Origin of the sequence: Veillonella parvula (assembly GCF_042850485.1) — a bacterium.
Lineage (GTDB): Bacteria > Bacillota > Negativicutes > Veillonellales > Veillonellaceae > Veillonella > Veillonella parvula_Q.
Genome location: NZ_AP031417.1, coordinates 2030022 through 2043359 on the forward strand (window position 1 = coordinate 2030022; position 13338 = coordinate 2043359).

Below are 13338 nucleotides of genomic sequence, written 5' to 3' on the forward strand. Positions count from 1 at the left end.
CACCTACTGCATGTACCATAGGCTTGTTGGTCTATACCTACCCTAGTCTTTCATATGTTATGTGGGAAGTACCCTACAATTATAGGCCAAAGCGAGCCATGATTGTATCTACATGTCTTAGCAATTTATACGGATCAAAGCATGCATCGATTTCCTCATCAGTCATGTACTTCTTAATGTTTTCATCAGCTTTTAAACCTGTTGCGAAATCTTTGCCTTCAAGCCAGCGTTCCATAGCATGTTTTTGAACCCAACGATATGCTTCGTCACGTACCGCACCTTTGTCTACAAGGTGTGTCAAAATTGTTTGGCTAAATACGAGGCCCCCTGTAAGGTTAAGATTTTTAAGCATAGTTTCAGGGTATACCAACAATTTATCAATGGTTCGGATTGTTAGGTGCAACATATAATTTAACGAGATTGTCGCATCCGGCAAGATAACTCGTTCTACAGAGCTATGAGAAATATCGCGTTCATGCCACAATGCTTGATCTTCGTAAGCAGATTGTGCATAGCCACGAAGTAAGCGAGCCATACCGCAAATTCTTTCACATGTGATAGGGTTGCGTTTATGAGGCATCGCAGAGGAACCCTTTTGTTTAGGGCTAAAATATTCTTCTGCTTCGCGCACCTCTGTACGTTGTAAGTGACGGATTTCTAAAGCGATTTTATCCAATGTGCCGCCTACAACAGCAATAGTGGACAACAATTCAGCGTGACGGTCACGTTGCACCACTTGTGTAGCAATTTTAACAGGTTCAAGACCTAATTTTTCACACACATATTGTTCTACGAATGGATCGATATTGGAGTATGTACCAACAGCGCCAGACAATTTACCAACGGCAACGCTTTTACGCGCATGTTCCATGCGTTCAATATCACGTTCTACCTCTGCCATCCACAACGCCAATTTCAAGCCGAATGTAGTTGGTTCGCCGTGGATACCGTGGGTACGGCCAATCATAGGTGTGTATTTGAACTCAGCTGCACGACGACGCAATACTTCGTGCAAACGCTTTAAATCATCAATTAAGATATCACAGGCTTGTTTCATCATATACCCAAGCGCCGTATCTTTCACATCTGTAGAGGTAAGACCAAGATGGATGTATTTAGCCGCTTCAGGACCTACGTATTCGCCCACTGCTGTTACGAAGGAAATGATATCATGATTCGTTTCCTTTTCGATCTCATGAATGCGCTCAACGTCGAAATTGCCCTTTTCCCGAATTGTTTTCGCCGCTTCTTTAGGAATAACGCCCAACTCAGCTTGTGCCTCAGATGCGAGGGTCTCCACCAATAACATTGTGTCGAATTCGTTGCGTTCGCTCCAAATATGGCCCATTTCTTCTCGTGTATAACGTGGTATCATGATATCTCCTTTGCATGATAAAAGCTAGATTTATAGGATTATTGTACCATATGTGAAAGCTCCATTCAACGAACGGAACTAAATTTTCCGAATGATAATTATATTAATTTTACTTATCGTTCGGCTTTAGTTGTCAAACCGTAGTTGTTCAATCCTAGAAAAAAGGATGTACATATTGAACTACAGAGTCTAAAACAGAAAAAACAAACACAATCATACCATTGATAACATAGATAACAATAACTTGAACTATACTCTCTCTCTAATTTCCCATATAGTCATATAGTAATAAATTAATTAATACTATATCATAGCTATACATTGTGATATATAATAAACATACAGACTAAATGTACTGCGAATAATTGCTCAATCTATACACGAGCTTTATGATAATAGTAATAAACATTTCTACTATGGGGGAGGCTTTCATGGCAACTTTAAATCGTAAGGAACGCCGCGCACAGCGCAACGAATCTAATACTATAGGTATTCTATTACGTCTATTCTTTATGCTCAGCTTTATCGGCTTGGCGGTAGTCCTTTTTGGCGAGTTTGATTACAACTTTATCTTCTCCATCTTTACGGCAGACATCGTAGTATCTTTAATTTACGTAATGATGAATAAATCGCGTATTACTACATCCTTAGCAGTACACACTAATGTACGCGTTATCATCGCATTTCTCATCATGTTGATTACCATGTTCTTCTACGCTTTTGCATTGTGGCGAGCTGATCAATTCAGCACACCTATGCAAGTCACATTATTCATCGGTGGCGCCATCGTATATCTAGCCGTCTTCAACTCTACAAAAACAATGCTTACCAATCAAAATTAATACAATCTTTTTTCACAACCATAACAAAGAGGCATATCCCATACTAATGTATGTAAGATATGCCTCTTTATTGTCCTAAAACAACAGGAACCGCTAGATATACAGGTTCCCCTCTTCGATTGATAATAGAACCACTGCTTTTAACGATGCGCATTGCTTCCTCTTTGACTGGTTGCGGTACATCCTCAGCGATGAGCGGTGTATGTTCTCCTACGATGACATGTCCATTAACATCAAAGTTAACGCGTACTACAACCTTACCTGTTACGATTGACCCCTTTCCCTGTTCTTGTACAGTTCGTAAATATTCTTGGGGGTTGATATCCGACTTTTGTAAAAGCGCTTGTTGCCCTGGTGTTAGGATCCCCCACGCAAGATCAGATAGGAAGGATAAATCACTAGCTTCGGCAAAGCCGTTTCCATTCGCATTCGGATCAGATGTTATATCCTTACCTATAGGAGCATTGTCAGGCTTAGAGGATTTTCCATCTTTGGAATCATTTCCACCCGTAACAACAGCTTGTTCATTATTAGTCGTTTCCGATTCTATGGCCTTTGGAACGGCCCATTCGCGACGAGCATTAGATGTAGTCTTATTGGCATTTAAATTATGAACACTTTCATCACCTGTATTTTCCGTTACAAGAGGATCTGCCTTAGGCGCAGGCCCTTCTGGAGTCTGAGGTTCAACCGGTGGCTTATCCTTAGGTATAGGCTCAATAGCGTTAGTTTCCGCATCACTTTCACTATCCTCAGGCAGATGAAAGCTAACCTCTGCGGCATCATAAGCCACACCGGTTCCAACGATGCCACGCAAGGAAAGCCCCATGCCAGAGATAAGCATGATGGTAATGCCTAAAGATACAATAAAAGGTTTCAGATAATGTGATTCAAACATGGAATCACTTCCGTTCCGTAGCGACGCTAATATATTTAGCACCGTTCACCTTGAGCATGTCCAAAAGCTCGATAACATCGTTATAATATACATCTTTTGAAGCACGAATCACAAAGGCTTGTTGAGGTGCTTGTGTAACGATAGATTTGACCTCTTGCGCCAAGCGATCCGAAGAAATTTCCTGATTATCGATATATAGCGTGTGCGTTGTAGTTAAGGTAATGGTGATAGGTTCGATAGATTTCGCCGTAGACGACGATGCAGATGGTAAATTTAGCGGAATTTGTTGCTCTGTATTCATATACAGCGTGCCTACCATGAAAAATACCAATAAAAAGAATACGATATCAATCATGGGAATAATCATGATGGTAGGCTCTTTTTTAACCCCTAATGTGCGTCGTCTCATATATCATGTTCCTCATTGTACGCATCAAGGATGTTGCCGCACTCATGCTCTAATGTCGCCACAGAATCGTTGACCTTCGCCGCACAGTAACTGTGAAAGCCAAGGGCAATAATGGCCACGGTCAACCCTGTAGCCGTTGCCACCAAGGCTTCAGAAACACCACCTGTAATAATGGTCGGAGCCCCAATATCTCCACCTACCACGGCAAACGCACGAATCATACCGAGGACCGTCCCTAGCAACCCCAATAACGGAGCCATTGTTACAATCATGCTGAGCCAACTAAGGCCGCGTTTTAAACGTTCATCAGCGTACGACACTACATCTTGAAGGCGGTTTTCCAAACCATTATAATTCTTTGCACTGCGGATAGCACGGGCAAATAAAGAACCAAGTTCCTCTGTATCCCGTTCCAAAACACTTGGTAACATAATCCAAGATTGATTCTTCTCTAAGACCTTATTAAAACGGCGCAAATCCTTTGTAAACTTGCGATATAGAAAGATACGTTCAATGCCAATCATCAAGGTAAACAGTAAAAAAATCACCAGCGGATACATAACAAATCCACCAGCTACAAATAAATGCGCTATACTACTCATACTAACCTCCAAAAGCCACATACTTTTAGGCTCTATCCGGGTTAATTATACCACGTTTTATCCCACCGAAAACAGATATAGAGCGTAAAACCACAACATAAATAGATATAGGATGACTTGCAAGATAAATATAGACTAATTCGCTAGATAGACATAAGCTAGCTAAAGTCCACAGGATAAAATTAGGGTTATAGGGCAAAACCAACACGTTTTGTCCTATAACCCTAAAATTAAAATACAAAAAGGCTGCACTAGAAATGATATACATTCTAGTACAGCCTTTGATACGTTCCTAAATAGATTAGTCTTTTTTAATAAAGCCTACAATGAAGCCACCTACTGACAGTGCAATGCCTAAACCGCTACAGAACATACCAATAGAATACCACAATGTGTAAGATTGGTTATTCTCAGAAATCGCCTTTGCTGCCGCTTGAGCATTTGTAGCATTTCTCGCAATTTCCAAATTAGCCGCCCCTGGATCTGGATTTAATAATAGAATCGCAATACCAATAATTAGAACGACTACACCTACAGGTAATAATAATTTTTTGTTCATTTGAATGCCCCTCTCGTAACATTAAACGATTAATAAATAATATAACTTAATTATACACTGATTTTTGCATTTTAAAAAGATGAACTTATATATTAATCAACTTTTATTAGACAATTAATGGGAACTAGTTATTATGACATAGAAAAAGGCATAGTATGCAACTACTATTGGTCCAAATCCAACAGTGAACATTGATACTATGCCTTTTACAAATACATCTTTAATTATATCGAAATACATACGATTGCTAACGGAGTGCGTATTAAGATAAGTTATGCCGGCTTATCTAATATATATTTAGCAATACGATATATATTTAACAATACAATATGTATTTACCGATCTACTTATTGTAAGGACTTATCGAAAACGCCAATAAGTTCTTCAACGGCTTGAGATTCGCTCATTTCACCGTCTAAGACAGCGGCTTCGACTTCGCCCATGCGACCTTGAATGACTACATTATTAAAGAATAGGTTGTGCAAGTGTTCGTCAATCATATCGCGTACCCAACGAAGGGATTGTTCTTGACGGCGTTTTAAGAAAACTCCATTTTCTTTGCCTTGTTCAGTAAATTCTTGGATAACATCCCACAATTCATCGAGGCCATCCTTTGTGACAGCTGAACATGTATAGGCTTGAGTCTTCCATTTTTCCGTAGCCGGACGGATGTAATGCAACATCCGGTCATAATCGCTACGAGCAATGAGAGCTCGTTTGAGGTTATCCCCATCGGCCTTGTTGACCACAATAGCATCAGCAAGTTCCATAACGCCTTTTTTGATGCCTTGCAATTCATCGCCTGCCCCCGTTAAAACGATGAGCATAAAGAAGTCTACCATGGAACGCACGGTAACTTCGCTTTGCCCAACCCCAACGGTTTCAACGAGAATAATATCGTACCCAGCAGCCTCGCAAAGTAGCATAGTTTCTCTACTTTTACGAGCCACACCGCCTAGTGTACCACCAGCTGGCGATGGACGAATATAAGCCTCTGGGTGTTTCGTCAACGTTTCCATCCGCGTTTTATCACCCAAGATACTGCCTTTTGTGACTTGGCTCGTAGGGTCTACAGCCAGTACGGCAACCTTGTAACCCGCTTCAATGAGCATGTTACCGAAGGCTTCAATAAACGTACTTTTACCGGCCCCAGGCACACCAGTAATACCGATGCGCAATGCCTTGCCCGTGCGAGGCAATACGGCTTGCAACACCTGTTGAGCTAGTTTGAAATGGTCCTTATTATTACTTTCTACTAATGTGATAGCCCGTGAAAGTATAACGCGGTCCCCCTGCTCGATACCGCGTACATAATCAGCGACAGTTAATTTCTTTCGCCGCTGTACGGGACGTACCGCTGGAGCCAGATGAGCAGAGCTAGATAAGAGGCCGTCATGCATTTCCTTGACGCCTTTCATTACGTGACACGCGTAAGTGTCATCTTTCTTCGCTTCTTCTGGCACCCAGTCGGGACGATAGGTACTACCCTCGGTGCTTGCGTTTTTTACACCTAATTCAGGGGCTTTGCCTTCACCAGTGGTGAAAGTTGCGTCCTGTGTATTGCGCAATTCATCCGGAGTAGGCCGTTTGTTATCAGTCATGAGACTCGTCTTGAACGTGACTAGTCAATGTTTCTAGTAATTTTTTCGCCGCTACTGGCAAAACTGTACCAGGGCCAAAGATAGCCACTGCGCCATGTTCGCGTAGGAATTCATAGTCCTGAGCAGGGATTACGCCGCCGATGGCAACTAAAATATCTCCACGGCCCCGCTTGTTGAGTTCCTCTACAAGTTGAGGCAATAATGTCTTATGCCCCGCCGCAAGAGAACTAAATCCGACAATATGAACGTCATTATCCACCGCATCTTGTGCTGTTTCTTCTGGAGTTTGGAACAAAGGTCCGATATCCACGTCAAAGCCCATATCCGCGAAGGATGTAGCGATAACTTTGGCACCACGGTCATGACCGTCTTGGCCCATCTTCGCAATCATGATACGAGGACGACGACCTTCGAGTTCTTCAAAGTTATCTGCCATTTGGCGTACTTCTTTGATTACATCGTCATCTTCAAATTCGCTGGAGTATACACCGGAAATAGAGCGAATAACCGCTTTATGACGACCGCATACCTTTTCAACAGCAAAGGAAATTTCACCCAAGGATGCACGAGCACGAGCCGCTTCAAGTGCAAGAGCAAGTAAGTTGCCTTCACCCGATTCTGTAGCCTTTGTGATCGCTTCAAGACAGGATTGAACCTTTTCTTCATCCCGGTTAGCACGCAATTGTTCGAGACGACGAATTTGCGCTTCCCGTACAGCTGTGTTATCTACGTCGAGGATATCCAATGGATCTTCTTTATCTAGACGATATTTATTGATACCAATAATCGCTTCACGACCAGAGTCGATACGAGCTTGGCGACGTGCAGCAGCTTCTTCAATACGCATCTTAGGAAGCCCTGTATCGATAGCTTTCGCCATACCGCCAAGGGATTCGATTTCTTGGATATGACCCCAAGCGCGACGAATCAATTCGTCTGTCAACGCTTCTACATAGTAGGAACCGCCCCATGGATCGATAACCTTACATACCTTAGTTTCATCTTGGATGTAAAGCTGAGTATTACGCGCAATACGTGCAGAGAAGTCCGTAGGCAACGCAATGGCTTCGTCAAGCGCATTGGTATGTAGAGATTGCGTATGACCTAACGCAGCACCCATCGCTTCCATACATGTACGAGCCACGTTGTTGAATGGATCTTGTTCTGTAAGAGACCAACCAGATGTTTGGCTATGTGTACGGAGTGCCATGGATTTAGGATTTTCAGAGCCGAAGCTATTGATAATCTTAGCCCACAACATACGAGCCGCACGCATTTTTGCCACTTCCATGAAGTAGTTTTTACCGATTGCCCAGAAGAAGGACAACCGTGGTGCGAACTGGTCAACGTGAAGGCCTGCATTAACACCGGTACGGATATATTCGAGACCATCGGCCAATGTGTAACCTAATTCGATATCTGCAGTAGCGCCCGCTTCTTGCATATGGTAACCAGAAATGGAAATACTGTTGAATTTAGGCATGTACTGGGATGTATACGCAAAGATATCACCGATAATACGCATAGATGTAGCTGGAGGGTAAATATAGGTATTACGTACCATGAACTCTTTCAAGATATCATTTTGGATTGTACCAGCCATAACCTTTTTATCTACGCCTTGTTCTTCACCAGCCAAGATGTAGAACGCCATTACTGGCAATACGGCGCCGTTCATTGTCATGGATACGGACATTTGATCAAGAGGGATACCAGAGAATAGAATTTCCATGTCGAGGATGGAGTCTACCGCAACGCCCGCTTTACCAACGTCACCTACTACACGAGGATGATCGGAGTCATAACCGCGGTGAGTAGCAAGGTCAAAGGCGATAGACAAACCTTTTTGGCCCGCTGCCAAGTTACGACGATAGAACGCATTGGATTCTTCCGCTGTGGAGAAACCAGCGTACTGACGTACTGTCCAAGGACGAGTAACATACATTGTGGAATAAGGTCCACGCAAGAATGGAGGTACACCAGCCATATAGTCAAGGTGTGTCATTCCTTCATAATCCATCTCTGTATAGAGAGGCTTTAGTTGGATTTGCTCCATTGTTGTATTATATAAATCTTCAAAGCTTTTTCCTGTTTCTTTTTGAAGTTCAGCAAGCCATGCATCGCGAGATGTTGCTGTCTGAGATCCCAAGCCAAGAGAGGAGAAGTCTGGATTTTTAAACATGAGCTCACATCCCTTTCTTATCTTGTAACGTATTCAAGATTTCGTAACAATTTGCACGAACAGAAATGAAGTCGTCCACGCCAGCTTCACGGTATACAGGTTCTAAGTCCTTAGGAGGTGCCCCTGCTAAAATAACCGTTACATGCGGCATAGTTTCTTTCAATTCCTTAGCAAGTGGTGGTACCAATTCTGGATAGGTATCATCTGTAGAACAGATAACAACTACATCAGCACCACTTTCACGAGCAGCTTTCGCAGCATCAGCCGTTGTTTCATGACCATCATTTTTGATAACTTCAAAAGCACCTACTTCGAAGAAGCCTGTGGAGAAGTCCGCACGAGGTTTATGTTGAGGGATTGGCCCCATATTGGCCAAGAATACCTTCACATTATCTTTCGTACGTTGTTTATAATTCTCAGTGCGCATGCGAAGTGCTTCAAACTGTTCAGTCCAGCGATGGGCTGCAATGGATTCAATCGTTTCGGATGCAATATCGCCAGCATCTAAAGCCTTGCGGATTTGACGTATTGTTAATTTTTGTAATGCACCGAGTTCAATAAGGCCAATCAAAGCGCCTGGCTCTGTCGTACCTGCTTCTAGGGTAGCCTGTGCTTTCACAACAGCATCTGGCTCCGCACTCGCCAAGTACTCTTCGATTTGAGCAACCCGTTTTTGACGCAATGTTTCTTGATTTTCTGGTTTTGGATCAAGCAATTCTTCAGTCATATTCGCATACATGTTGTTACCTACAGCCACATCTTTGCGGAATGCAAGGTTTTTGAAGCGTTCATCAAGAACTGCTTTAACTTGAGCTTGTGGATAGCCTTCTTTCAAGGCTGCTATGATACCACCTTTAGACTCAATAGTTTGGAACTCGGCCCAAATTTTTTCGCATAATTCAGCTGCCAATGTTTCCACATACCAAGAACCACCTACAGGGTCCACTGGTTGACGTAACTCGAACTCAGTTTGTAACATCACTTGAATATTACGGGCAATACGGCGAGAGAAATCGTCAGCTTTGCGAATTGGTTGGTCGAATGGGGACACTTCAAGGCTATTCAAACCGCCTACAACGCCAGAGAATGCTTGTGTTGTATTGCGCAACAAGTTTACATATGGGTCGTATACAGTTTTTGTGAAAGCCGATGTTCTGCCGTGTACATGAACAGCACGGTCAGCTTCTTCGGCACCGAACGCTTCCATGATGCGCGCCCAAAGCACACGTAATGCACGTAATTTAGCAATTTCCATGAAGAAGTTTGCACCCAAGGAGAATGTAAACATCATGCTGTTAGCAATAGTGTGAATATCGATGTTACGTTGTGCCAATTGACGTACGTAGCAAACCGCTGTCGCCAATGCATACGCAACCTCTTGCACATCGTTCGCGCCACCATTAGCGTATACATCACCAGATACGAGTACAGTTTTAAGCTCTGGAGCTTGCTCTTTAGCCCATACAACAGTATGTGCCATTTCATCAAAGGCTGTATCTAAAGACATATGCAATGTACCATCTTTAGCCCAAACACCAATAGGGTCTGCACCAACGAGACCTTTCAAGTCAGAGGTTTGTTTTTTAGATCCTTTCACCGTAGCGGCTAACATACCGAGCAAGATAGCTGCAGAAGCACCTGTTTCAATATATAAAGGATTTTCCTTTAAATTAAAGCGCTCAATCAATTGGCTACAATCATCCATAGTAGACAGAGATGTACCGCCGATACCAACAGCTGCGCCTACTTGCACATCTTGATCATGGCGTGTTGCTTCATCAAGGCGAATATTGTGAATGGTGCCACCTTTTACAATTTCGTATAAACTTGCATGGTTAGCATCCTTAGGAAAGGATTCGTCTACATATTGGGATACTCCCCAAGAGTCTTTAATATAACCACTTGCCTTTGTGCCACGTAGGAACTCACCTGCCCCAGGGTATACACCCTTTGGAATTTTTTCTCCATGCAATGCAGGCGTATAAATTGGTTGTAACGTAATTCCCTCATAGGTTTTAGTGAACATCTTCTTATGGAAGTCGCCACCTTTTAACGCTTTTTCAACCTCGGCCTGCCATTGTTCATACGTAGGTTTCTTAAACTCATCAAAGGATACAGGTGCTAATAAATCACGTTCAGCATCCTTTGAAGTCTTTTTGTCAGACATATATGTGCCTCCTTTTCAACTCGAAACCATACCGAGAAACAGCGCACCGTACCTGCGAATTGTTAGATATATGAATCACTCGAGCTTTATCTTATTGGACCACATCAACCTCAAAATGTGTCCATCGGTTTAATGTCTATAAAACTTGACGCATATACTCAACATCCACTCTAAGGGCAATAAAAAACGTGCCACCTAAAGTGACACGTAAGGTTTCTTATTGAAAGGTACACTAAAAAATACTGTAGCCAGCATACCCCAATCCCCTTCCTATCGCTCGTAGGTACATAACGGTGATTATCAAATAGGCAGTTCTCCTGGCTCGGGATCATCACCTCGCTTTCGCCTTCCCAGATTACTCCAGTGACATGTATGAAAGCAGACTCATCCTTACAGTGGCGGGACCGCATCGGCTTATACCGATTTCTCTATTAAGTCTTACGACACCTATTCTCTATATTCGTTGTTCTAAGTCCAATATAGTGTAACAATATGCACAAAGTCAATGAACATAACATTTAATCATAAGTGCCAAAATCAAAGTTATAACTGAAAATCATATGCAATAACTAAAACGCATGACTTGAGTATTAGTGATATAATAAGTACTATCACGAGGAGGCATTATGGACCATACAAGTAAAAAAGGGTTAATCACAGCCCTTAGTTGTTATATAATTTGGGGCTTACTCCCTCTATATTGGGCATTATTAAACCATGTTTCACCGTATAATATACTGGCACAGCGCATTATCTGGTCAGGTGTTTGCATGGCTATCGTTGTATTTGGCTTACACTTTAAACAATTCAAAAAGGACTTTCAATTACTAAAAGAACAACGTTCACAACTATTCCTACTGTTAATTGCGGCAGTCATCATCAGTGTAAACTGGTTCACCTACATTTGGGCCATCGCCAATAATCAAGTTATGAATACGAGCCTTGGCTATTACATCAACCCACTCTTCAATGTAGTATTAGGTGTCATCCTATTTAAAGAGGTTCTATCCATACCGAAAAAGCTGAGTGTCCTCATCGCTACCATCGGCATCGCCTTACTCACCTATCAAGTGGGATCCTTGCCATTAGTGTCGATGATTCTCGCCATTTCCTTCGGCCTCTATGGAGCCGTAAAAAAGAAACTACTCATCTCTCCCTTTACGAGCATCGCCTTTGAGGCCTGGCTATTAACACCGCTAGCCTTACTATATACGACCATGGTCGATAATACCGTGTGGTCCTATTTCGGCACAAACTGGTATACAACCATGTTGCTCATAGCCTGCGGTCTAACTACATCTGTCCCATTGGTTCTATTCTCCTATGGTGCACAGCTATTGCCGCTTAACCTACTAGGCTTCTTGCAATATGTATCCCCTACCATTGCCTTATTGCTAGCCATCTTCTACTTTGGTGAAAGCTTTGGCACACCACAGATGATCGCCTTCGGTTGTATCTGGATAGCCTTAGTATTATTCTCCTTATCGAGCCAAATTACAACACGCATTAGCCTAAAAAAGTAAGGTATATCCTATATATCAACTAAAAAGCTGTATCAAATGATACTCTCATTTGATACAGCTTTCTTTTATATAGACGTATTAATCTAACTTATTTTAATCTAACTCATTCATATTGGTCGTATTCAGATTAGAAATGTAATGGTTATAGGCCTCAATCATACGATTATAGTCATTATCTTGTTTCGAACCCATATAGGTACGGATTGCACCAATCGTAGAGTTTACAGAGGTCTTAACAGAATCATACTTAGGACTAGTAATACCATTTGATACATCACCAATAGATTGCAACTCTTGATTGATAGCATTTACATCTAGTTGTTTTTCACTATCGATCTTTTCTAGGACCGCAGTAAGTCGCAAATGAACCTCTTGTGCTGCAGCGGCATTTTTCTTGCCTGCATCACGCAATTGTTGCAACCGTTGTTGCAAGCGGTCTGTATTAATTTTATGCATAACATTATCAAAGTCAGCATAAATAGGAACAAATTGTTCATATAATTGAACATATTTAGGGCCTAATTGTTGCTCCTTAGCATAGTTGTCTGTGGTATACCCTTTAGATTTATAATATGCATCGAGCTCTTCCGCTACCGGTGTAATTTCGTTCAATTTTGAAAGCAGCTTATCTAAAGGCTCCTTCATTTCATCATACGGAATACCTGCTTGCTTAGCCTCTTCTAATTCTTTTTGTAACTGCTTAAAGTTCGGTGCACTAAATACAGTTAAATGCTGCCCCGCTTTTAACTCATTAAGAGTTGGCGTATTCGCATAATCAAACATGACAGCCATGCGATTGTATCGGCTTACAGCTTTCACATATTGATTAAATAACTGCACCTGATCCTGCTCAGACCGCTGCGCAATTTCCTTGCGGCTCTGTTCAGTTCCCTGCCATAGCTCTGACATACTACAACCGCTCAAAAAAAATGGGGATGTCAATGTCGCCGCACACAACACAGCCATTGCTACCCTTTTACCAAATGGTTTCATGATGAATCCTCTCCTTTCATCAATACTCAACCTAATTTATATATATTAATTATATACTAATATGATTTTTATGAATAGGATTAATATATAAAGGTCATGTATCAATTTTGTCAAGTGACTAATAGAATCAGGGGTGACCAATGGTCACCCCTATTTTCCTTTATATACTGTTAGACTATAAATAAGA

General features: G+C 42.0%; 11 protein-coding genes and 1 riboswitch. Of the genes, 2 read left to right on the forward strand and 9 right to left on the reverse strand.

Features of this window, described 5'->3' with window-relative positions; genetic code table 11:
• Positions 1 to 79: 79 nt before the first annotated feature.
• On the reverse strand, positions 80 to 1375 hold the full coding sequence (purB, locus tag ACGHIY_RS09315) for an adenylosuccinate lyase (protein ID WP_008714679.1): 1296 nt from the start codon (positions 1373 to 1375) through the stop codon (positions 80 to 82).
• Positions 1376 to 1806: 431 nt separating this feature from the next.
• On the opposite strand from purB, the gene ACGHIY_RS09320 reads away from it, so the two are divergent.
• Positions 1807 to 2217 (forward strand): hypothetical protein, encoded by a 411-nt coding sequence (locus ACGHIY_RS09320; protein ID WP_021148744.1) that lies wholly within the window; start codon positions 1807 to 1809, stop codon positions 2215 to 2217.
• A gap of 67 nt (positions 2218 to 2284) precedes the next feature.
• On the opposite strand, the gene ACGHIY_RS09325 is transcribed toward ACGHIY_RS09320, so the two are convergent.
• The 7 genes from ACGHIY_RS09325 to ACGHIY_RS09355 form a co-directional block, all read right to left on the reverse strand.
• Complete coding sequence (locus ACGHIY_RS09325) at positions 2285 to 3115, reverse strand: hypothetical protein (RefSeq protein ID WP_390525499.1); 831 nt, start codon at positions 3113 to 3115, stop codon at positions 2285 to 2287.
• Positions 3116 to 3119: 4 nt separating this feature from the next.
• Complete coding sequence (locus tag ACGHIY_RS09330; RefSeq protein WP_008602049.1) at positions 3120 to 3524, reverse strand: biopolymer transporter ExbD; 405 nt, start codon at positions 3522 to 3524, stop codon at positions 3120 to 3122.
• Positions 3521 to 4126, reverse strand: coding sequence for a MotA/TolQ/ExbB proton channel family protein (locus ACGHIY_RS09335; RefSeq protein WP_004694555.1), 606 nt, complete (start codon positions 4124 to 4126; stop codon positions 3521 to 3523). Before ACGHIY_RS09335 ends, ACGHIY_RS09330 begins: the two co-directional genes overlap by 4 nt.
• 301 nt (positions 4127 to 4427) lie before the next feature.
• Complete coding sequence (locus tag ACGHIY_RS09340; protein WP_004698152.1) at positions 4428 to 4685, reverse strand: hypothetical protein; 258 nt, start codon at positions 4683 to 4685, stop codon at positions 4428 to 4430.
• Positions 4686 to 5032: 347 nt separating this feature from the next.
• Positions 5033 to 6286: a methylmalonyl Co-A mutase-associated GTPase MeaB gene (gene meaB, locus ACGHIY_RS09345; protein ID WP_004694551.1), complete on the reverse strand. Its 1254-nt coding sequence runs from the start codon at positions 6284 to 6286 to the stop codon at positions 5033 to 5035.
• Positions 6279 to 8468, reverse strand: coding sequence for a methylmalonyl-CoA mutase (gene scpA / locus ACGHIY_RS09350; protein WP_004694550.1), 2190 nt, complete (start codon positions 8466 to 8468; stop codon positions 6279 to 6281). The genes meaB and scpA overlap by 8 nt, the downstream gene beginning before the upstream one ends.
• Positions 8469 to 8472: 4 nt before the next feature.
• Positions 8473 to 10635 carry a methylmalonyl-CoA mutase family protein gene (locus tag ACGHIY_RS09355; protein ID WP_008714670.1) on the reverse strand — a complete coding sequence of 721 codons (2163 nt, stop codon included), beginning with the start codon at positions 10633 to 10635 and terminating at the stop codon, positions 8473 to 8475.
• A 289-nt stretch (positions 10636 to 10924) separates the two neighbouring features.
• Positions 10925 to 11101, reverse strand: a riboswitch (cobalamin riboswitch).
• A gap of 160 nt (positions 11102 to 11261) precedes the next feature.
• On the opposite strand from ACGHIY_RS09355, the gene rarD reads away from it, so the two are divergent.
• Positions 11262 to 12158: an EamA family transporter RarD gene (gene rarD / locus ACGHIY_RS09360; RefSeq protein WP_077707810.1), complete on the forward strand. Its 897-nt coding sequence runs from the start codon at positions 11262 to 11264 to the stop codon at positions 12156 to 12158.
• A gap of 93 nt (positions 12159 to 12251) precedes the next feature.
• Here the strand turns inward: rarD and ACGHIY_RS09365 are convergent, their stop codons facing one another.
• Positions 12252 to 13151 (reverse strand): DUF3829 domain-containing protein, encoded by a 900-nt coding sequence (locus ACGHIY_RS09365; protein WP_021148750.1) that lies wholly within the window; start codon positions 13149 to 13151, stop codon positions 12252 to 12254.
• Positions 13152 to 13338: the final 187 nt, after the last annotated feature.